Annotated in this window: 19 protein-coding genes; 2 read left to right on the forward strand and 17 right to left on the reverse strand. The window is 64.7% G+C overall.

Going from position 1 to position 20,518, the window contains the following annotated elements; all coding sequences use genetic code 11:
• Window positions 1-93: 93 nt before the first annotated feature.
• The 6 genes from IVB42_RS23625 to IVB42_RS23650 all read right to left on the reverse strand — a co-directional run bounded on the left by IVB42_RS23625 (window position 94) and on the right by IVB42_RS23650 (window position 8,708).
• Window positions 94-1,461: a pitrilysin family protein gene (locus IVB42_RS23625; protein WP_247369078.1), complete on the reverse strand. Its 1,368-nt coding sequence runs from the start codon at window positions 1,459-1,461 to the stop codon at window positions 94-96.
• Window positions 1,458-2,852 carry a pitrilysin family protein gene (locus IVB42_RS23630; protein WP_018453481.1) on the reverse strand — a complete coding sequence of 465 codons (1,395 nt, stop codon included), beginning with the start codon at window positions 2,850-2,852 and terminating at the stop codon, window positions 1,458-1,460. The genes IVB42_RS23625 and IVB42_RS23630 overlap by 4 nt, the downstream gene beginning before the upstream one ends.
• A 199-nt stretch (window positions 2,853-3,051) precedes the next feature.
• Window positions 3,052-3,777 carry a hypothetical protein gene (locus IVB42_RS23635; RefSeq protein WP_018453482.1) on the reverse strand — a complete coding sequence of 242 codons (726 nt, stop codon included), beginning with the start codon at window positions 3,775-3,777 and terminating at the stop codon, window positions 3,052-3,054.
• A 97-nt stretch (window positions 3,778-3,874) separates the two neighbouring features.
• On the reverse strand, window positions 3,875-4,369 hold the full coding sequence (gene lspA, locus IVB42_RS23640; RefSeq protein WP_026232539.1) for a signal peptidase II: 495 nt from the start codon (window positions 4,367-4,369) through the stop codon (window positions 3,875-3,877).
• A 156-nt stretch (window positions 4,370-4,525) separates the two neighbouring features.
• Window positions 4,526-7,534, reverse strand: a complete 3,009-nt coding sequence (ileS, locus tag IVB42_RS23645; protein WP_247299163.1) for an isoleucine--tRNA ligase — start codon at window positions 7,532-7,534, stop codon at window positions 4,526-4,528.
• 202 nt (window positions 7,535-7,736) lie between these two features.
• A complete protein-coding gene (locus IVB42_RS23650; RefSeq protein ID WP_018453485.1) occupies window positions 7,737-8,708 on the reverse strand; it encodes a bifunctional riboflavin kinase/FAD synthetase in 972 nt (323 codons plus the stop codon).
• A gap of 228 nt (window positions 8,709-8,936) precedes the next feature.
• On the opposite strand from IVB42_RS23650, the gene IVB42_RS23655 reads away from it, so the two are divergent.
• On the forward strand, window positions 8,937-9,332 hold the full coding sequence (locus IVB42_RS23655) for a response regulator (RefSeq protein WP_007596883.1): 396 nt from the start codon (window positions 8,937-8,939) through the stop codon (window positions 9,330-9,332).
• A gap of 120 nt (window positions 9,333-9,452) precedes the next feature.
• Here IVB42_RS23655 and IVB42_RS23660 read toward each other — a convergent pair whose 3' ends face one another.
• The 9 genes from IVB42_RS23660 to uvrC all read right to left on the reverse strand — a co-directional run bounded on the left by IVB42_RS23660 (window position 9,453) and on the right by uvrC (window position 18,234).
• Window positions 9,453-10,307, reverse strand: coding sequence for a TIGR01459 family HAD-type hydrolase (locus tag IVB42_RS23660; RefSeq protein ID WP_018453486.1), 855 nt, complete (start codon window positions 10,305-10,307; stop codon window positions 9,453-9,455).
• 15 nt (window positions 10,308-10,322) lie between these two features.
• Window positions 10,323-11,795 carry an EAL domain-containing protein gene (locus IVB42_RS23665; protein WP_018453487.1) on the reverse strand — a complete coding sequence of 491 codons (1,473 nt, stop codon included), beginning with the start codon at window positions 11,793-11,795 and terminating at the stop codon, window positions 10,323-10,325.
• A 142-nt stretch (window positions 11,796-11,937) separates the two neighbouring features.
• The gene (locus IVB42_RS23670; RefSeq protein ID WP_026232540.1) at window positions 11,938-13,068 is read right to left on the reverse strand and encodes a YihY/virulence factor BrkB family protein; all 1,131 of its coding nucleotides are present in this window, start codon (window positions 13,066-13,068) and stop codon (window positions 11,938-11,940) included.
• Between the two features lie 2 nt (window positions 13,069-13,070).
• Entirely contained in the window at window positions 13,071-13,670 is a 600-nt protein-coding gene (locus tag IVB42_RS23675; RefSeq protein ID WP_018453489.1) for a hypothetical protein, read from the reverse strand.
• A 90-nt stretch (window positions 13,671-13,760) separates the two neighbouring features.
• The gene (gene prmB, locus IVB42_RS23680) at window positions 13,761-14,720 is read right to left on the reverse strand and encodes a 50S ribosomal protein L3 N(5)-glutamine methyltransferase (RefSeq protein WP_018453490.1); all 960 of its coding nucleotides are present in this window, start codon (window positions 14,718-14,720) and stop codon (window positions 13,761-13,763) included.
• Window positions 14,720-15,196, reverse strand: coding sequence for a molybdenum cofactor biosynthesis protein MoaE (locus tag IVB42_RS23685; protein WP_018453491.1), 477 nt, complete (start codon window positions 15,194-15,196; stop codon window positions 14,720-14,722). Before IVB42_RS23685 ends, prmB begins: the two co-directional genes overlap by 1 nt.
• Before the next feature lie 3 nt (window positions 15,197-15,199).
• Window positions 15,200-15,451, reverse strand: coding sequence for a molybdopterin converting factor subunit 1 (gene moaD, locus IVB42_RS23690; RefSeq protein WP_018453492.1), 252 nt, complete (start codon window positions 15,449-15,451; stop codon window positions 15,200-15,202).
• Window positions 15,448-16,065, reverse strand: coding sequence for a CDP-diacylglycerol--glycerol-3-phosphate 3-phosphatidyltransferase (gene pgsA, locus IVB42_RS23695; RefSeq protein ID WP_007596859.1), 618 nt, complete (start codon window positions 16,063-16,065; stop codon window positions 15,448-15,450). The genes moaD and pgsA overlap by 4 nt, the downstream gene beginning before the upstream one ends.
• Before the next feature lie 99 nt (window positions 16,066-16,164).
• Window positions 16,165-18,234 carry an excinuclease ABC subunit UvrC gene (gene uvrC / locus IVB42_RS23700; RefSeq protein ID WP_018453494.1) on the reverse strand — a complete coding sequence of 690 codons (2,070 nt, stop codon included), beginning with the start codon at window positions 18,232-18,234 and terminating at the stop codon, window positions 16,165-16,167.
• A 249-nt stretch (window positions 18,235-18,483) separates the two neighbouring features.
• On the opposite strand from uvrC, the gene IVB42_RS23705 reads away from it, so the two are divergent.
• The gene (locus IVB42_RS23705; RefSeq protein ID WP_018453495.1) at window positions 18,484-19,107 is read left to right on the forward strand and encodes an outer membrane protein; all 624 of its coding nucleotides are present in this window, start codon (window positions 18,484-18,486) and stop codon (window positions 19,105-19,107) included.
• A 71-nt stretch (window positions 19,108-19,178) separates the two neighbouring features.
• Here IVB42_RS23705 and IVB42_RS23710 read toward each other — a convergent pair whose 3' ends face one another.
• Both IVB42_RS23710 and rlmJ read right to left on the reverse strand, forming a co-directional pair.
• Entirely contained in the window at window positions 19,179-19,394 is a 216-nt protein-coding gene (locus IVB42_RS23710; RefSeq protein WP_007614865.1) for a cold-shock protein, read from the reverse strand.
• Window positions 19,395-19,644: 250 nt separating this feature from the next.
• The gene (gene rlmJ, locus IVB42_RS23715) at window positions 19,645-20,505 is read right to left on the reverse strand and encodes a 23S rRNA (adenine(2030)-N(6))-methyltransferase RlmJ (protein ID WP_018453496.1); all 861 of its coding nucleotides are present in this window, start codon (window positions 20,503-20,505) and stop codon (window positions 19,645-19,647) included.
• Between the last annotated feature and the right edge of the window lie 13 nt (window positions 20,506-20,518).

A 20,518-nucleotide genomic window follows, 5' to 3' on the forward strand; every position in this document is an offset into this window, starting at 1 on the left:
CCGGACATATCCCGGACGCCCAAGTTCGGCAATGGCGCCCCCAAATGCAAATGGCCGGGCGAGCCCGGCCATTTCAGAAGGGTATGGAAGACGTCAGTTCGACTTCGTCGCCGGTGCGGCTGCCGGTTGCGCCGCGGCCTGCGGAGCGCGGCCGACGACGACGGTCAGGAGGCCCTGGCCCCAGAGGCGCTTTGCGGCCGCCTTGGCGTCGTCCATGGTGACCGCATCCACGACGGCGTTGCGCTTCTCGATATAGTCGATCGGCAGCTCGTCCTGCTGATATTGCAGCAGCGCCTGCGCGAGCTTCGAGGAGGTGTCGAGCGCCAGCATCTGCGAGCCCTTGAGGTAGGATTTGGCCTCGTCGAGCTCCTTCTGCGTCGGGCCTTCCTCGGCGATCCGGCGCACCTCCTTGTCGATGGCATCGATGGTGTCGCCGGCACGGTCGGCGCGGGTGCCGGTATTGCCGATGAAAACCGCCGAATGCTCCATCCAAAGCAGTGATTCGAACACCGAATAGGCGAGCCCGCGCTTCTCGCGCACCTCGCGATAGAGCCGCGAGGACAACCCGCCGCCGCCGAGGATGTGGTTGACGACATAGGCCGCCATGAAGTTCGGATCGCTGCGCTTCACCCCGGGACCGCCGAAGGTGATCACGGTCTGGGGCACGTCGAGCGTCACGAAGGCGCGTTGCGGCGGCTTGGCGGCCTCGACGTCGGGGACGGGCACGAGATTGGCCTTGGCCGGCAGGCTACCAAATGTGTGGTCGAGCAGCTTGCCGAGCGTATCGGGATCCACGTCGCCAACCACCGCGATCTTGAGCGTGTCCTTGGCGAGCACGCGGCCGACATAATCCTTCATGTCGGCAACCGTAATGGTCGGAACGCTGTCGAGGTTGCCGTTGGACTGCCGACTGTAGGGATGATCGCCAAAGGCAACCTCCAGGAATTTGCGGCTCGCGAGCGAGGTCGGGTTGGTTGTCTCGCGGCGCAGGCCCGAGATCACCTGCGAGCGAATGCGTTCGACGTCGGCAGTTTCGAAATGCGGCGAGGTCAGCGCGCTCCGCAGCAGGTCGAAGGCCTCGTCCTTGTTGTCGCGCAGCATGCGCAGGCTGCCGCGGAACGTGTCGCGGGTGGCGCTGAAAGAGAGCTCGATGGCACGGCGATCGAGCCGCTCATGGAAGGTCTTGGAATCGAGATCGCCGGAGCCTTCGTCGAGGAGATCGCCGACCAGATTGGCGACGCCCGATTTGTCCTTGGGATCCTGGGCCGAACCGCCGGCAAAGGAATATTCCATGGCGATCAGCGGCACGGTCGCATCCTGCACGAACCAGGCCTCGATGCCGCCCGGCGAGGTCAAATGCTGGATCTTCGCCGCCGCCTGTGACGGCGAGACGGTAGCGAGCGCGAGTGCCGCGCCGGTGGCAAAGGAGAATGCAACGCGTCGAAGGAAGGGATAGGTCACGAACGCTTCTCCTCGCGCTTGGTGGTCGCGGTGTCTTTGATCAGATAGCCCGTCACCGAGCGCTTCTTCTCGAGCCATTTCTGCGCGACGGTGCGGACCTGCTCGGCGGTGACGGCGCGGATGCGATCTGGCCAGCTCCGGATGTCCTCGATCGACAGGCCCGTGGTCAGTGCGCCGCCATACCAGCGCGCCAGCACCGCCTGGTTGTCCTGGGCGTAGATCGCCTCGGCGATGAGCTGGGTCTTGACCCGCTCGAGATCCTCGGCGCGGATCGGATTCTGCGCGATGTCGGCAATGACGCCGTCGACCACCTGCTCGACCTCGGCGAAGCTGACCCCGGATTTGGGCGAAGCCGAGATCGCGAACTGGGTCGGGTCGAGCGAGATGCTCGAATAGCTGGCGCTGGCGGAGACCGCGAGCGGCTTGTCCACCACGAGCGCGCGGTAGAGATAGGAATTGCTGCCGCTGCCCATCAGCTGCGCCAGCACGTCGAGGGCCGCGCTTTCGCCGGCCGCAGCCGTGGTCGCCGAGGGCACTAGGTAATAGCGTCGCAGGCCGGGTTGCTCGACGCGCGGATCGGCCAGGGTCACGGTGCGCGGCGCCGCGGGTTCCGGCTCCTGCGGGCGGACGCGGCGCGCCGGGATCGCGGGCTGCGCCGGGATGGCGCCGAAATTGCGCTCGACCAGCGGGCGGATGTCGGCGGGCTCGACGTCGCCGGCGATCACCAGGATCGCGTTGTTCGGCGCATAGAAGCGGCGGTAGAAGGCGAGCGCATCCTCGCGATCGAGCTTCTCGATCTCCTGGTGCCAGCCGATCACCGGCCGGCCGTAGGGATGGTTGAGATAGAGCGCGGCCATGATCTGCTCGTTCAGCCGCGCGTCCGGATTGTTGGCGACGCGCATGTTGTATTCTTCGAGCACGACGTCACGCTCGGGCAACACGTTCTCGTCCTTGAGGATCAGGCCGGTCATGCGGTCGGCCTCGAATTCCATCATGGTCGGCAACTGCTCGCGCGGCACGCGCTGGTAGTAGTTGGTGTAGTCGACCGAAGTCGAGGCGTTCTCGTTGCCGCCGACGCGGAGCACGGTCTGGGAGAATTCGCCGACCGCATGCTTCGATGTGCCCTTGAACATCAGGTGCTCGAGGAAGTGCGCGAGCCCGGACTTGCCGGGCGTCTCGTCCGCCGAGCCGACCTTGTACCAGATCATTTCCGTGACGACGGGCGTGCGGTGGTCGGGAATCACCACGACCTGCATGCCGTTTCCAAGCGTGAAGCTGGCGGGCGGAGCCGATGTCACCGTGGTCTGCGCAAGGGATGCGCCGGCCGTGAGGACACTCGTCGAAAGCAGCGCGGCAAGGAGGCGGGCAGCCGATCGGTAAGAGGACATCATGATCCTTATGAAAGGCCGAGCCCGGATGTCCGGCTCGGAGGCACGGCATGGTACACCGTGCGGCAAACGCTTCGCGTCACGAAGCAGAGAACTCAACTCGGGCGCAAGTTACTGATCAGCAATTAAAGACCGCGTCCGGCGCGCACGAGCCGCCGGCGCGGGACCGCGTCTGTCGCGATATCGCGAAGGGACAGGAGCGCTATTGTTCCTTGTCCTTGCCGGACATGATGTCGAAATAGGTCCGCCGGGTCTTGTCCTCTCCGGCGCCATAGGCATAGCTCGGTGACGGTGTCTGGTAGCCCGGCGGCGGCTCGACCAGCGACTGGCGCGGCGGCTCGGTCGTGAATTGCTTGGCCTCGCCTTTGTTGTTCGACATCATGCCCCACAGACCGCCGGAGAAACCGAGCTGGGCCGGGCTGAGCGACGGATTGCCGTTGGTGCCCGGCTGAATAGGATCATTGCTCGTGCGCTCGGGTGCGGCTGTCCTGCCGACCTCCATCTCGGCGGGCGACAACGCCCGGCCTGCCTGCCAGCTCTCCGTGGCCTTGACGGCCTTCTTCCGCTGCGCGATGGCCTCCTTGCGGCGTCTCTCGTCAGGGTCCTTCGGCCAGTTCGGCGCGTTCTTGGCTTCAACGCCGGCGGGCGGCGGCAGGTCGAGCTTGGGCGGCACCACCAGCGGCGACCGCTCGCGGTATTCGATACCCTTCTTCTCCATGCTCTTGGCGCCGATGCCCGACATCAGATTGTCGATGAGCTTCTCTTCGAAGGTCATGTCGTCGTCGTCCTCGCCGTCGTCACCGGCGCGAGCGACGCCAGCCGACATGACGAGACCGATGCCGAGCGCGACAGCGGACAATTTCAACGCCCGCCAGAACCCCTGCCGGGGGTCTTCAACCATCGAACCGCTGGTCTTCGAGCTGCGCATCACTGTACCTGTTCCAAAATGTGGCAGTTTGCCGCTCTCGCGCGGCATAATCCCTCGCAAAAGCAAGGTTCCGCCTGCCGGTCCGTATCGGCCGGGATCAGGGCGCTTTTGCGGCGGGTACCCCCAGGAAGGAATCATACAATAGCGCCGCCACGCCAGCAACGATGGCCACGTCCGCGAGGTTGAACACGTACCAATTATAGGTATTTTCGCCGATATTGATGTGAAACAGGGCGAAATCGACCACCGCGCCATAGGCGAGGCGATCGATCCCATTGCCGATGGCGCCGCCAATGATCAGGCCAAGCGCGATGGTTGCCAGCAGGGTGTGCGAGCGGGCCATCCAGATCGCCAGCGCAACCACCGCGACGACCTTCACGGCCATCAGCGCCATTTGCGCCGCCTGACCGTCGTTCTGGAGCCAGCCGAAGCTGATGCCGATGTTCCAGGCCAGCACCAGGTCGAAGAACGGGGTCACCTCGACCGCGCCGCGACGGGCGAGGTCGAACACGTTCAGCAGCCAGAGCTTTGAAGCCTGGTCGGCCACGAGCGTGAGCAGGGCCGCGAGGATGCCGGCGCGGAGCGGGGTCATGGGCAGTCGGCCACAACACGCTCCGTCGTCGTCCTGGCGAAAGCCAGGACCCATAGTCCGAGGCGGTCGTTGTTTGAAAGACTTGCGGTCATCAGCCTTCGTCGCAATTGGCGGCCGTGGAATGGGTCCTGGCTTTCGCCAGGACGACGGTGAGACCTAGATGCTGACCCCCAGCGCCTTCCATTCGCGCAGCGCCTTGGCGTCGCGCGGGGTGACGTCGGGATATTCGGGGTCTTCACCCACCGTCGGCGAAATCTTCCAGGAACGGGCGCATTTGGTGCCGACCGCCTTCTCCACCACGACAGCGACGCCTGGAACGGCATCGAGACGGAATGCGGAAGCCGGCACCTCGCCCTCGCGCACCTCGTAGTTCGAGGTGATGCAGATCTCGGCGAGATCGGTGTCGAACAGCGTCGCAAGCATGTCGCGGTCGGCGACATAGATGACCGGTGATGCCTCCAGCGACGAGCCGATGTTCTTGGCGGCGCGTTCGAGCTCCAGCGCACCGGTGACGACGCGGCGGACATTGCGGATCGCTTCCCACTTCGCGGCGAGCTTGTCGTCGCGCAGGCTTTCGAGGTCGTCGGGAAACTGCGTCAGGTGCACCGAGGGCTCGGCGTCGGGCCTGTACATCCGCCAGGCCTCCTCCGCGGTGAAGCTGAGGATAGGCGCCAGCCATTTCAGGATCGAGCTGCACAACAGGTCGATCGTGGTCAGCGCCGCCTTGCGCGTCGGCGAGGACGGCGGATCGCAATACAGCGTGTCCTTGCGGATGTCGAAATAGAACGCGGAGAGCTCACTGTTCAGGAACGCGGACAAGGTTGCGACCACGGTCTTGTAGTCGAACTCCTGATAGGCTTTGCGGACGACGGCAGCACGGACCGCGAGCTCGTGCAGCATCAGCCGTTCGAGTTCGGGCATGTCGGCGGGCGCGACTGCGTCGGCCGGCTTGTAGTGATCCAGCGTTCCCAGCATCCAGCGTACGGTGTTGCGCAGCTTGCGATAGGTCTCGATGGTGTTCTTCAGGATCTCCGGGCCGATGCGCTGGTCGTCGGCATAGTCGGTGGCGCAGACCCAGAGGCGCAGGATATCCGCGCCCGAATCCTTGATCACCTTCTGAGGCTCGACGGTGTTGCCGATCGACTTCGACATCTTGCGGCCGTTCTCGTCGAGCGTGAAGCCGTGGGTGAGCACGATGTCGTAGGGCGCGCGGCCGCGCGTGCCGGCGCTCTCCAGCAGCGACGAATGAAACCAGCCGCGATGCTGGTCGCTGCCTTCGAGATACATCACGGTGTCGTCGCCGCCGTCGACCTTGCGAACGATGTTGCCGAGCTGCGGGAAGTTCTGGCGATCCTCGAGCACGAAGGCATGTGTGGAGCCGGAATCGAACCAGACGTCGCAGATGTCGTCGATCTTCTTCCAGTCTTCCTTCGCGCGGGATCCAAGGAAGCGCTCGCGGGCGCCTTCCATGTACCAGGCGTCGGCGCCTTCCTCCATGAAGGCCTCGGTGATGCGCTGGTTGACGATCTCGTCCTGCAGGATCTCGGCCGAGCCGTCGCTGTTCTCGCGCACGAAAACGGCGATGGGAACGCCCCAGGCGCGCTGGCGCGAGATCACCCAGTCCGGACGGTTGGCGATCATGCCGTTGATGCGGTTCTCACCTGACGGCGGCACCCATTGCGTGACCGAGATAGCATGCAGCGCGCGAGCCCGCAGCGTATCGCCCTTCCTGGCGTGGCCATCTTCGCTGATGTCCTTGTCCATCGCGATGAACCATTGCGGCGTGTTGCGGAAGATCACCGGCTTCTTCGATCGCCAGGAATGCGGGTACTGGTGCTTGAGGCGGCCGCGCGCGAGCAGCTTGCCGGCCTCGACCAACGCCTTGATCACGGCTTCATTGGCATCGCCCTTCTCGCCCTTGTCGTTGAGCACGCGCTTGCCGGTGAAGCCGGGGGCCTGCGCGGTATAGGCGCCGTTCTCGTCGACAGTGTAGGGGGTCGCGGTCGAGATGCCGCGCTCATCGAGCTCGCGGGTATTGGCCATCCAGACGTCGAAATCCTCGCGGCCGTGGCTCGGCGCGGTGTGCACGAAACCGGTGCCGGTATCGTCGGTGACATGCTCGCCGGCGAGCAGCGGCACGATAAACGCGTAACCGCCATCGAGGCCGCGCAAGGGATGGGCGCACTCCACGGCGTCCAGCGTATCGCCGGGAATGTCGCGCAGCTTCTCATAGGCCGTGACGCGCGCCTGCTTGAACACCTCTGCTGCAAGCGCATCGGCCAGGATCAGGAGATCGCCGGTCTTCGCCCAATTGTCCGCGGCCGCATCCGTCACCTTGTAGAGGCCGTAGGCGATCTTCGGTGAGAACGAGATCGCGCGATTGCCGGGCAGCGTCCAGGGCGTGGTGGTCCAGATCACGACCGATGCATTGGCGAGCGCACCATGTGCCGGGGACGTGACGGGAAACTTCACCCATACCATGTCGGATGTGTAGTCCTCGTACTCGACCTCGGCCTCGGCGAGGGCGGTCTTCTCGACCACGCTCCACATCACCGGCTTGGAGCCGCGATACAGCGTGCCGTTGGCGGCGAACTTCATCAGCTCGCGGGCGATCTGCGCTTCGGCGGGATAGCTCATCGTCTGATAGGGATGATCCCAGTCGCCGATGATGCCGAGCCGCTTGAATTCCTCGCGCTGCACGTTGATCCAGTGTGTCGCATAGGCGCGGCATTCCTTGCGGAACGCCACCATCGCAGCGGAGTCGCGGAAGTCGGGCTTCTGCTTGCCCTTGGAACGGTAGTTCTCTTCCTCGATCTTCCATTCGATCGGCAGGCCGTGGCAGTCCCAACCGGGCACGTAGTTGGAGTCGAAGCCGAGCATCTGCTGGCTCTTGGTCACGACGTCCTTGAGGATCTTGTTCAGCGCGTGCCCGATATGGATGTTGCCATTGGCGTAGGGCGGGCCGTCATGCAGCACGAATTTGGCGCGGCCCTGGGCTTCCTGGCGGAGCTTGTCGTAAAGGCCGATGTCGTTCCAGTATTTCAGCAGCTCCGGCTCGCGCTGCGGCAGGCCGGCCCGCATCGGGAATTCGGTCTGCGGCAGGAACAGGGTTTTCGAATAGTCTTTGGCTTCGGATTTTTGGGACTTTTGTGGCTTGTCGGACATGAGGCTGACTGGCTCGGAAGGGCGCGGGAACGGATGGCGATGCGGAATCGCGGGTGAAACGACGACATCCCGGTCTTGCGCCGAGCCGAAGGCTCAGGCGGAAGCCGGGCCGCTAATCCCTATGATGCGCCGCGCAAACATGGGCTCTCCATAGCAGGGGGGCGGGGGAAGCGCAAAAGGTTCGGCGGGCCGGTTTCCGGCCTCAATCGATGACGCCAAGCCGCGGAAACGCGTCCGGGGCGGCGGCGAGCATGGCGCGGGCGCGGGCGGAATCGTTGTCCATCTGGCGGATCAGGGCATCCAGGCCCTCGAATTTCAGCTCCTCGCGGATGAAGCCGATAAAGGCGCAGTCGAGCGTCTGCCCGTAGAGATCCCCCTTGAAGTCGAACAGGAAGATTTCCAGCAGCGGCGCACCATTGTCGAACGTCGGGCGGCGGCCGAAGCTTGCGACCCCATCCAGCCGCTCCGCGCCGCGGCCGACCCGCACCGCATAGATGCCGTGCTTGAGGCCGCAATTGGCATCAAGGCGGATATTGGCGGTGGGATAACCGAGGTCGCGGCCGCGCTTCTCTCCGTGGATGACCTCGCCGGTGATAAACCAGGGCGCGCCGAGCATGGCCGTGGCCTCGTCGAGTTGGCCTTCGGCGAGCGCGATTCGGATCGCGCTGGACGAGACCGGCCGCTCGTCGATATCGACATGCGGCTGCACGTCGACCTCGATGCCGAGCCGGGGCGCCTCGTTGACGAGGAGGCTCGGCGAGCCGACCCGACCCTTGCCGAAGTGGAAGTCGTAGCCGACGGCGATTCCGCCGATGCCCAGGCGCCCGATCAGGTCGTGGTGAATGAAGTCTTGCGCGCTGGTCCCGGCGCGGGACTTGTCGAAGGTCATGACCACGGCGCCGTCAAGTCCGGTGCCGGCCAGAAGCCGCAGCTTGGCACGCTCGTCCGTCAGGCGGAATTGCGGGGTGTTGGGGCTGAAAAACCGGCGCGGATGCGGCTCGAAGGTCAATGCCAGCGCAGGGCGGCCATGTAGCCGGCCCATTTCCAGCGCCGCAGCGATTACGGCGCGATGGCCGAGATGAACGCCGTCGAAATTGCCCATGGCGACCACGGCACCCCTTGCAATGGCGGAGTCCGGCGTGGTGTCGCGGATAACGGTAAAATGCGGGGCCATCAGGGGAATCTCGAACCGGCGGGACCGGCCGGGACCGTGGCGCGACGGGCCGGATGAAGTCAAGCAGGAGGGGGCGGCCGCATCGAGTGCGATTTCAGTCCACCGGGGGCGTTCCCAGTTAACGCGCTGTTTAACGCCTTGGTGCTAGTCCTTGGGCGTGGAACCGCGGGGCTCCGGCCCGGCAGGTCCGATCGTAATATTTCCTGGGTTTGCGTTGGGGGAGTCGAGATGGCGGTTGATTTGTCGATGTCGGTTCTGGTGGTTGACGACTACAGCACCATGATCCGTATCATCAGGAACCTCCTGAAGCAGCTTGGCTTCGAGAATATCGATGATGCAAGCGACGGTTCGGCAGCGCTGAACAAGATGCGTGGCAAGAAGTACGGGCTCGTGATTTCCGACTGGAACATGGAGCCGATGACGGGTTACGACCTGCTGCGCGAAGTGCGCGCGGATCCGAACCTCGCCACCACGCCCTTCATCATGATCACGGCCGAATCAAAGACCGAGAACGTGATCGCGGCCAAGAAGGCCGGCGTGAACAACTACATCGTCAAGCCGTTCAACGCGGCGACGCTGAAGACCAAGATCGAGGCGGTCTTCCCGGACATGGCGAGCGCGTAAGGCGCGATCGAAGCCATCAGTTGAATTCGGAAAGCCCGGGCGATTGTCCCGGGCTTTCTGCGTCGGGTTCGTCGTTCCGGAATCGACGCCCCACATCAACCGGGAATGACGATCAACTCGCTACCACTTCAGTTCGCGCATCAGCGCCTTCGGGGGATGGCCGAACAATTCCAGCACCGACGCCGGGTCGAGCTGGTCGAGACCCTCGAACTCCTCGGCATGGATGCCGCGGGTCACGAACAGGCAATCGATGCCGAACTCGCGCGCGCCGGTGAGGTCGGTCCGGACGGAATCGCCGATCGCGAGCACCTTTTTGCGGTCGATCTGGTGGCCTTGGCGTTCGCCGGCGAGCGCCATCGCGCGCTCGTAGATCGGCCGGTGCGGCTTGCCGTAGAAGATCACCTCGCCGCCGAGCTCGCGATAGAGCTCCGCGATCGCGCCGGCGCAATAGATCAGGCGGTCGCCGCGTTCCACCACGATGTCGGGGTTGGCACAAACCAGCGTCAGCTTGCGCTCGCGCGCCTTCAGCATCATGCCGCGATAGTCTTCCGCCGTCTCGGTCTCGTCGTCATAGAGGCCGGTGCAGACGATGTAATCCGCCTCTTCCAGCGGCGCGGTCACCGCATCGAGGCCGCGATAGATCGAGTTGTCGCGCTCGGGGCCGAGCCAGAACATCTTGCGGCCGGGATGGTCGGCGACATAGAGCCGCGTCAGGTCGCCTGAAGACACGATCGCGTCATAGGTCTCGTCGGCGACGCCGAGCTTGCGCAATTGCCGCTGCACGGAGTCGGCCGGGCGCGGCGCGTTGGTGATCAGGATGACCGTACCGCCGCGGCTGCGGTAGGTGTGCAGCGCCTCGCAGGCTTCGGGGAAGGATTCAAGACCGTTATGGACCACGCCCCAGATGTCGCTGAGCACGACGTCCACGCCCGCCACGAGTTCACGCAGGCTTTCGGCGAAATGCAGTGTGGTCATGATGCGTGCGGCCGATCAGATACGTCGCGCGAGCGCGGCGTTGCCGGTGACGCGCTGTGGCGCAGACGCAGCCGACGTCGCGCCTGAGCTGGATATGCCGGAGCCATTGGATCCCTGAATGTCCTGTGCCTGGTTCGGCGCGGCGGTAGCAGATGACCCCTCCGGCCGCAATGGCCGGGGCGGCGCGAACAGGAACCCCTGGCCGAACCGCACGTCATAATCGAGCAGGTCGATCACGGCGCGCTCGCCCTCGATTCGCTCGGCGATCAGATCGATGCCGAAGCGGCCGAGCAGGTCGGAGAGATCGGACGGGTGGATGTCCGAGGCCGAAGCCTGCCTGGGGTCGAGCAGGAGCGAGGCCGGCACCTTGATGAAGCGCACGCCGCGATCGGCGAGCTCGCGCGGTTCGATGCGCAAATCGGTGACATGGTCGATCGAGAAACGGAAGCCGCGCTGGGCGAGCGCCGCGAGATTCTCGGTTTCGGCCGGGCCGAGATTGCGGAAGGTGGATTGCTTGAATTCCAGCACCAGCGAGGGCGCCAGCGCCCGATTGGCTTCGAGGAAATCGAGGTATTGCGCGAAGGTCGTGGAATTGCCGAGCGTGGAAGCCGCGACGTTGCAGAACACGCCGACTTCCTTGTTGCGTACCATCAGGCGCCGCAGCACCTGCACGCAGCGCAGCATGACCATGTTGTCGATGCGCCCGATCAACCCGGAGGCCTCCGCGATGCTGATGAACTCCTCGGCCGCGACCAGCTGGTCACGCTCGTCGCGCAGGCGCGTCACGGCCTCGTAGAACCGGACCTTGCGCTGCGGCAGCGACACCATCGGCTGGAGGAAGATGTCGATGCGGTTCTCGTCGATCGCGTTGCGGAGCGTCGCCAGCAATTGGGTCTGGTTGCGGCCGTTGGCGGTCTGAACCGGATTGGCGGTCTGGGTCTGGATCGCCGGTGCTGCCGGCCGCATTGGCGGCGGCGCGGGCGCCGGGGCAGCCGGCCGTTCCTCCTCGAACGTGGCCATCAGGTCGAGCGGCGCGTCCGGCTCCTGCCTTGCGACCGGCGCGGGGGCCGACACTGGCGCGTTGCCGGCCATCAGATCCTCATGGGCCGACACGGTGGTGGCGAGTTGCCTGACCAGTCCGCCGAGTTCGTTGATCTCGCCGACCACCGACTGGATGCGGTCGGAGTTGGCCGAATTGGAAGAGGCGATGCGTGCTTCGATCGTGGCGAGCCGGCGGCCGAATTCGGCGACCTGACGGGCGAGGTCGGCGGTGCCGCGCGAAAGATCGGCGATCTGGCCGCCGACGTCGCTGCGGTCGCGCAGTCGCATCGACACTGCATTGTAGAGGATCAGGAAGGTCAGCGCCGTCAGCGCCACGATCGCGGATTCGGTTCCGCTGATGCCGGCGACCGCGTAGAGCAGGAGCCCGAGCGAGGCGGCGACCAGAACCATGCAGATCGCGATGAAGATCGTCGAAATACGAATCATGCCGCGCGTTACGCCTCAAGAGCTGACTGCCTGACCGGGAAAACACGGGTGGCGTTTCGAACCCGTCACGCCGCATGCTCCCCCAAGCGGCATGACCTTAACATCATTGTTGATTCGAGGGGATAGCGGCCCAATCGCAGAGTCAGGACGGCGCCGCGGCGCCGACCGTGTCGGCCGAGACGGCCTCGCGGGTGCCTAGCGGCTTGGGCGGCCCGGTGGTCGTGTCGCGCAAGGTCTGCCGTTCGATCTCCGAATTCAGCTCAGCCCCGAACATGATGACGATGGCCGACATCCACATCCACATCATCAAGCCGATCGCAGCGCCGAGCGAGCCGTAGGTCGCGTTGTAATTTGCGAATTCGGACAGATACCAGGACAGCAGCGCCGAGCCGGCGATCCAGAGGATCGCGGCCGTCACAGCGCCGGGGCTCAGCCATTGCCAGCGCGGGGCGTCGCGGCTGGGCGCGAAGCGGTAGAGGACGGCGAGCGCCGCAAGGAGAATGACGAACAGCACCGGCCATCGCGCCAGCGCCACGATCAGCTTGCTTTCGGGCGCCATGCCGAGGTGGTTGAGCGCGAGCGGGAAGGCGACGACGGCGCCCACCATCAGCAGCAGGGCAACGATGCCACCGACCGTGAAAGCCAGCGAGACCGTGTTCAGCCGGATGAAGCTGCGCTTTTCACGCTCCTCATAGGCGACGTTGAGGGCGTCGAAGATGGCTTTGACGCCGGCATTGGCGCTCCAGATCGCGAGCACGAGTCCAAACAGGAAAGTGAAACCAAGGGTCGCGCCGCCGTTCGACACGACGCGCGCCACCTGGTCCTCGACGATCTGGAACGCGCCCTCGGGCAGCATCATCGCGAGCGATTGCAGGTTGGAACTGATCGTCGAGGGATCGGCGAACAGGCCATAGAATGAAACCAGCGCCGTGATAGCGGGAAAGATCGCGAGCAGTCCGAAAAAGACGACGCCGCCGGCGGTCGCGAGCAGGCGATCCTCGTCGATGCGCTGATAGGTGCGCCAGAGGATGTCCTTCCAGCCTGCCCACGGGATCGCGAACGGGCTTTTCGCGCGGCGGCCGCGGCCGGGCTGCGAGGCTGCGCCCGTCGGGCTCGTTTCCGGCGAATTCGCCTCGCCGTTGCGGTGGTCTTGCGGAGGTCCCGGCCGGATCAGGCCAGAATCCTGGAAATACCGTTCCGCGGTGAGCACGAACACGGTCGTGGCTGCGACTAACAGCCAGCTGTCGAATTGCTCGGCGCGCCGCATACGCATTTTCAGGTATCCGCTCCGTGGCCGTGACGCCGCCTGCGCGCGGCCGTGATCCCGACCAGCCCAACGGCCGCGAGCATCAGCCCGAGTTGCACGGGCCGGTTGGACCGAGCCGGCCACGTGCTGCCGCCATGTCCTGACTCATGTCCTCGTTCGCCCGGCGCGAGCGGCGCCAGGGGAATTGTCGTCGCGACCTCTTTCACCGCCTCCTTCACCGTTCCGCGCGGGATGCGCGGGGTGGCGATAGCCACCCGTAGGCGGCTGGCGAGCGGCACGATCGGCTTGGTCTTGCGCTTCATCTGGGCCATGGCCACGCCGGCGCAGGCGGCGGCCAGGACCAGGAGCACAGCGCCGACGGCGCCGAACCCCCAGAATTGCCCGTAATGGATTGCAATCCAGCGGTACAGGGCGATCAGGCCGACGAAGAAGGCTGCGACGACGAACAAGCCCGCAACCGCGAGCAGTCCGGCCGCAGCCGCGTACGACGTCATGCGCCCTGTGGCCTGGTTGCTCCGGTCGCGGGCATAGGACTGGGCGGCGCGCTTGAGATGGTTGAGCTTGAGCGCGACGCCGGCGCGCAGCAATTCGCCCGATGGCGCAAGCATGCAGTTATCCTCCGAGTGCGAGAAAATTCGTCGGGGGATGAACGTGGCGGTATTTGACTTGTTCCGACGAGGTCTGCCCGCCGTGATGGATCAGCCGAGATCGGCTGCCGCGATCCAGAACACTTCGCCCTCGGAGTCCTCGGTGTCGAGCCAGAGCAGCGGCAATTCAGGAAAGGCCTCGTCAACCAATTCGCGGCCGCGGCCGATCTCGCAGATCAGCCCGCCATGCGGCGTCAAATGGCCGGGCGCATCGCGCAGGATCCGGCGCACCACATCGAGACCGTCGGCGCCGCCGTCGAAGGCGAGCTTCGGCTCGGCCCGGCACTCGGGCGGCAGCGCCGCCATGCCTTCGGCGTCGACATAAGGCGGGTTGGTGATGATCAGGTCGTATTTGGTGTTACCGAGTGGGGCGAACAGGTCGCCGCGATGCAGGCTGATCCGGCCATCGAGCCCGTATTCGCCGACATTTCGTCTGGCGACGTCGATCGCGCCCTTCGAGATATCGACGGCATCGATCGTGGCGTTCGGGAAATGATGCGCGGCGAGGATCGCGAGGCATCCCGATCCCGTGCAGAGATCGAGCACGCGCTCGACGGCGCTGGAATCGTCGATCAGCGAGCCGGCTTCGCCGTCGCCGCCGAAATGCGACTCCAAGAGTTCACCGATGAAGGAGCGCGGAACGATGACGCGCTCGTCGACATAAAACGGCAGGCCGCGCATGTAGATCTTGTTGACGAGATACGCGGCCGGTTTGCGCGTGGTGACGCGCTGATGAACGAGATCGATGATGGTCCTGCCCTCGGCGGTCGTGACGCGCGCGTTGGCAAAAATCTCGAACTGCTCGGGATGCAGATGCAGGGCTTCACAGACCAGGAAAGCCGCTTCCGCGACCGGATCGGGCGTGCCATGGGCAAAGGCGAGCTTGGCCTCATTGAAGCGGCTCACTGCATAGCGGACGAAATCGATCAGCGTGAGAAGCTCGCCGCGGCCCACCTTCGCGAGCTTTGGCGCGGCGTGGCCGCGCACGGCCTTTTTGGATGTTGTTGCCATCAGGATCGGGTCCAGCGTGCGGCGGCTTCGTCGTCGCGGGCCTGGGCCTCGACCCAGCCGGTGCCGGTGGCGCTCTCTTCCTTCTTCCAGAACGGCGCGTTGGTCTTGAGATAATCCATCAGGAACTCGGCTGCCTGGAACGCTGCCTGGCGGTGCTGCGAGGCGGTCAGCACCAGCACGATGTTCTGGCCGGGCATGAAACGGCCGACGCGATGGATCACCGTGACGCCGCTGAGAGGCCAGCGCGAGATGGCCTCGTCGGCATGGCGCCTGATCTCTTCCTCGGCCATGCCGGGATAATGCTCCAGCGAGAGCGCGGCGATCTTCGCGCTGTCTTCGTCGCTGCGGCAGATGCCGGAAAAACTCACGACCGCACCGATGTCGGTGCGGTTCCCGGTCAGCACCGCGATCTCGCGTGCGATGTCGAAATCGTCTTGCTGGATACGGATGGTGACGGGGCAGGTGGTGACGGGCATGGCCTAGCCGCCGGTCATCGGCGGGAAGAACGCGATCTCGCGAGCGCCCGCGATCGCGGCGTCCGACTTGACGTGGGCATGGTCGATCGCGGTGCGGATCACCTTCGGCTTCTCGAACGCATAGGCGTAGGCTTCGCCTTGGCCGGACAGCCAGGCGATCAGCTCTTCCACGGTGCGCACGGTCGCAGGCGGCTCGATCGTCTCCTCGGCCTTGCCGATGCGCTCGCGCACCCAGGCGAAGTACTTCACCTTCATCCCTCATCCTCCTTGATGAGGTGATGGATGCCGGCGCCGAAATAGTCGTAGCCGGTGTACATGGTGAGGATCGCCGAGGCCCAGAGCAGCGCCAGCCCGATCATCGAGACCATGGGCACGACCTCATCGCCGGCCGGACCAGCCAGCAGGAAGCCGATGGCGATGAGCTGAACCGTCGTCTTCCATTTCGCAAGCTTGGTCACGGGCACGCTGACACGCAGCGCGGCAAGATATTCGCGCAGGCCCGAGACCAGGATCTCGCGGCACAGGATCACGATGGCGGCCCACAGCGACCAGCCGTGAATGATGCCGTCGGCGGCCAGCATCAGCAGGCACGAGGCGACCAGAAGCTTATCGGCGATCGGATCGAGCATGCGGCCGAACGCCGATTGCTGATTCCAGATCCGTGCGTAATAGCCGTCGAGGTAATCGGTGACCGCAGCCGCGATAAAAATGGCGACGGCGACCCAGCGCAGCCACAGCGGGCCGTCCATGATCGACTGTGCGTAGATGCACCCGACCACGACCGGGATCGCGGCGATCCGGCCGTAGGTCAGGATGTTCGGGAGGGACATCGCGCGGCTGGTCGTCCCTCGTGTCGTGGCGATGTTCATCCGTCCTACCAATACCGCTGCAGCCTGAAGGTCAACCGTTCCGCTCCCCAAATGGGGTGCGGGATGCGACGACCATATGACCGCGGCCCCCCTTTTATTTCACCCCGGCTGGGGATGGAAATACTCGAAAATCCTGCGGGCGCTCTCGGCGCTCACCCCCGGAACCTTACCGAGATCGGTGATCGAGGCCCGTTCGATCTCCTTCAGGGTTCCGAAATGATGCAGCAAGGCACGTTTGCGTGACGGACCGATGCCAGGAATCTCCTGCAAGCCGGCCTCGCGGATGTCCTTCTTGCGCAGCTTGCGGTGCGAGCCGATGACGAAACGGTGCGCCTCGTCCCGCAGCCGCTGGATGAAATAGAGCACGGGGTCGCGCGGCTCCAGCTTGATCGCCTCGCGCTCCGGCATGAACAGGGTCTCGCGGCCGGCATCCCGGTCCGGCCCCTTGGCCACCGACATCAGCGCCACCTGGGTCAGGCCGAGATTTGCAAAGATGTCCCGGACCGCGTTGAGCTGGCCGCGGCCGCCATCGATGATCACGAGATCGGGCCATTGCGGGAAGTCGTCGTCCTTGGCTTTGGCCGCATTGTCCTCGGGTGGATTGATCAAGCGCTTGAAACGGCGTTCGAGCACCTCGCGCATCATCCCGTAATCGTCGCCGGGCGTCAGGCCCTCCGACTTGATGTTGAACTTGCGGTACTGGTTTTTCACAAAACCGTCCGGGCCGGCGACGATCATGGCGCCGACTGCGTTGGTGCCCTGGATGTGGCTGTTGTCGTAGACCTCGATCCGCTTCGGCGCATGCGTCAGGCTCAGGGTCGTGGCCATGGCGTCCAACAGGCGGCTCTGCGTCGCGGTGTCCGCGAGCTTGCGGCCCAGGGCCTCGCGCGCGTTGGTGAGCGCGTGGGTGACGAGCTCCTTCTTCTCGCCGCGCTTCGGCATGGACACTTCGACCTTGCGGCCGGCCTTGATCGACAGCGCGTTGGCGAGCAGCTCGCTCTCCTCGATCTCGTGCGAGAGCAGGATATTCCTCGGCGGCGGCTTGTCGTCATAGAACTGGGCGAGGAAGGAGCCGAGCACCTCTTCCGGCGTATAGGTCTTCTCCGCGCGCGGGAAATAGGCGCGGTTGCCCCAGTTCTGCCCGGTGCGGAAGAAGAACACCTCGACGCAGGAGAAGCCGCCCTCCTGGTGGATGGCGAACACGTCGGCTTCTTCCACCGTGCGCGGATTGATGCCCTGCTGCGACTGGATCGCGGACAGCGCAGCGAGGCGGTCGCGGTAGAGCGCGGCGCTCTCGAATTCGAGCTCGCCGGAGGCCTTCTCCATCTCCGCGGCAAGCTCCTGCTTCACCGCATGGCTCCTGCCGGACAGGAAGTCGCTCGCCTCGCGCACCAGGGTCGTGTAGCCGGGGAAGTCGATCTCGCGGGTGCAGGGGCCGGCGCAACGGCGGATCTGGTAGAGCAGGCAGGGCCGCGAGCGACTCTCGAAGAAGGAATCCGTGCAGGAGCGGATCAGGAACGCGCGCTGAAGTGCGGTGATGGTGCGGTTGACGGCGCCGGCGGAGGCGAACGGGCCGAAATAGCGACCCGGCCGCGTCTGCGCGCCGCGATGCTTCAGGATCTGCGGCGCCCAATGGTCGCCCGTGATCAGGATATAGGGAAACGACTTGTCGTCGCGCAGCTGCACGTTGAAGCGCGGCCGAAGCTGCTTGATGAGGTTGGCCTCCAGCAGCAGGGCTTCGGTCTCGGTGTGGGTCGAGATGATTTCCACGGTCACCGTGGCGGCGATCATGCGCAGGATGCGCGCCGGCTGCGGCGCACTCTGGCGCGCATAGTTCGACAGGCGCTTTTTGACGTTCTTGGCCTTGCCGACATAGAGCACGTCGGCATTCGCATTGAGCATGCGGTAGACGCCGGGCGAGGTGGGGGCGAGGCGCACCGCGCGTTCGATCGCCTCGTGGCCGGTCGCCAGCGGCTCTTCGCCGACGGTGCCGCTCTCTTCCAGGATGTCCGGCAGCCGCGCATCGTCCTCGTCGTCGCCATTCGCAGTGGCGGGATCGAGGTCCGGCGGCGCGGCTTCCGTTTCCTGGGGAGGGACGTCGGGTGCGTTGCCGCGCACGGGTTTGCGTACGCGTGCGTCGTCCGGATTGTCGGGGGAATCGTGAACCATGGTGCGAATTTAAGCGCTGCGGGTGTCGATTTGAAGTTCCGGCCGAGCGGCACGCACAGGATGGCGGCGCAGTTCCCGGTAACGCTTGCTTAAGCCTGTTAACAGCGCAGTAACCCGGCTTAACAGGCCTTTAACTTAAAACTCTCGATAAATCTTACGCGAAAAATGGTGGTTCCGTAACCATGCGGTTTTGCCTCGCGCGGCGACGCGGGCATCGCAGCGGTGACGGGAGTTGCGTTGGAGTGTGTGATGAAGAGGCTCGTTGTGGGCGCAGCCGCATTGGCTGCAGTCGGCTGGACGGCTTCGGCAGAGGCCGCCGATCTCAATTACGGGCAGCGAGCGCCCTACACGGTCAATCAGCCGCTCAACGCCTATAGCTGGGCCGGTCCGTATCTCGGTGGCAATCTTGGCTATGAATGGGGTTCGGTGAACAACAATCCCGCAAAACCGTCGGGCTTCGTCGGCGGCGTTCAGGCCGGCTACAATTTCCAGAACGGCCCATGGGTGTTCGGCGTCGAGGGCGACATCCAGGCCGCCGGTGCCGACGACACCTTCGCGCCGTGGAAGTTCTCCAATCCGTGGTTCGGAACCCTGCGCGGCCGCGCCGGCTACGCCTTCAGCAACGTGCTGTTCTACGGCACGGCGGGCCTCGCCTTCGGCGAGCTGCGCGCGCAGACGTTCGGCTGGACCGAGTCGCACACCAGCGCCGGCTGGACCATCGGTGCCGGCGCGGAAGTTATGTTCGCGCCGAACTGGAGCGCCAAGCTCGAATATCTCTATATCGATCTCTCGACGAGTCAGTTCGCGATTACGGGCGTGTCAAACGGCTATAGCGCCAGCGTTGTGCGCGCAGGCGTGAACTATCACTTCTGATAGCTAAAGAAGAAAATACCGGACCAACCTCCCGGCCGCTTGCGGCCGGGATTTTTTTGACGCTTGGCTCGCTAGGGAAGGATGACCAAATCGACCGCCTTCGGCCCCTTGCCCTTCTTGTCCGGTTCGACTTCGAAAGTAATACGCTGTCCTTCGGCAAGGTCCTTCAGTCCGGCCCGCTCCACAGCAGTAATATGTACGAAGACGTCGCGGCCCCCGTCGTCCGGTTTGATGAATCCGTAGCCGCGCTCACCGTTGAAAAACTTGACCGTTCCCGTCATGGCCATCGGGAAACTCCCCCTCATTGCTCCTCCGTCGTGACGCAGACGCGCGTCACGACATGACCGGGCCTTACGAAGCCCGGGAGCTGGCCATCCTTCGGCAGACCATTCGGTCCGACTGGATCTTTCTTAGGCCTTCACTCCGCCGCAACCATTCGCGGAAGCGGAACGTAAAGCCAGTCACTGCAACAGCATAATACGGTTCTCTGCAGATTGACTACCGCTCCTGCATATTTTTCCCAAGAATGCCGGAGTGTTACGGTCTCGGCACCTCTAACCGGAATCTGGCAGCGCCACCCTGGCCGAGCGGCATTTCCAGCTCCGGCAGGATCGTCTTGAGTTCGCCGTGCAGCGTGTAAGGAGGATTGACGATCAAGAGCCCGCTGGAGGTGAGGGCTGCGCCGTCGGCTTGCGGCGCCACGCTGAATTCGAGGCGCAGGCATTTTCCCGGCGGTTTTGCTGCGGCTGCGAGCCGCGCCACTGATTGCACCAGCGTGTCGGTGGCGCGTCGGCTCTTGGCGGGATACCAGATTACATAGATACCGGTCGGCCATTTCGCGAAAGCCGCCGAGAAGGCCTCTGCGAGCTTTTCGAACTCGTCCTTTGCCTCGAAGGGCGGGTCGATCAGAACGAGCCCACGCCGTTCCTTCGGCGGCACGAAAGCCGGCAGCGCCATCCAGCCGTCGAGGTCGACCACGCGGGCCTGTTCGTCGCGGCGCAGTACGCCGATCAGCGCCTTGCGCGCCTTCGGCTCGAGCTCGCAGAGCAAGAGGCGGTCCTGCGGCCTCAGCAGGCCGCGTGCGATCAGCGGCGAGCCCGGATAGGCCTTGAGCTCGCCCTTCGGATTGAAGGCGCGGACGATGTCGAGATAGGGCTTGGTCAGCGCCATGGCGTCGTTCGACAACCGCGCCTGCATCAGCCGCGCAATGCCCGTCAGCCACTCGCCGCCCCGGCGCGCTTCGTCGCTTTCGAGATCGTAGAGGCCAGCGCCGGCATGGGTGTCGATGACGCGGAACGCACCCGGCTTGTCCTGGAGATAGGTGATGATGCGCGTCAGCACGATGTGCTTGATGACATCGGCGAAGTTGCCGGCATGGAAGGCGTGGCGGTAATTCATGCAAGAGCACTAC

Origin of the sequence: Bradyrhizobium sp. 45 (assembly GCF_023073155.1) — a bacterium.
Taxonomy (GTDB): Bacteria; Pseudomonadota; Alphaproteobacteria; order Rhizobiales; family Xanthobacteraceae; genus Bradyrhizobium; species Bradyrhizobium canariense_D.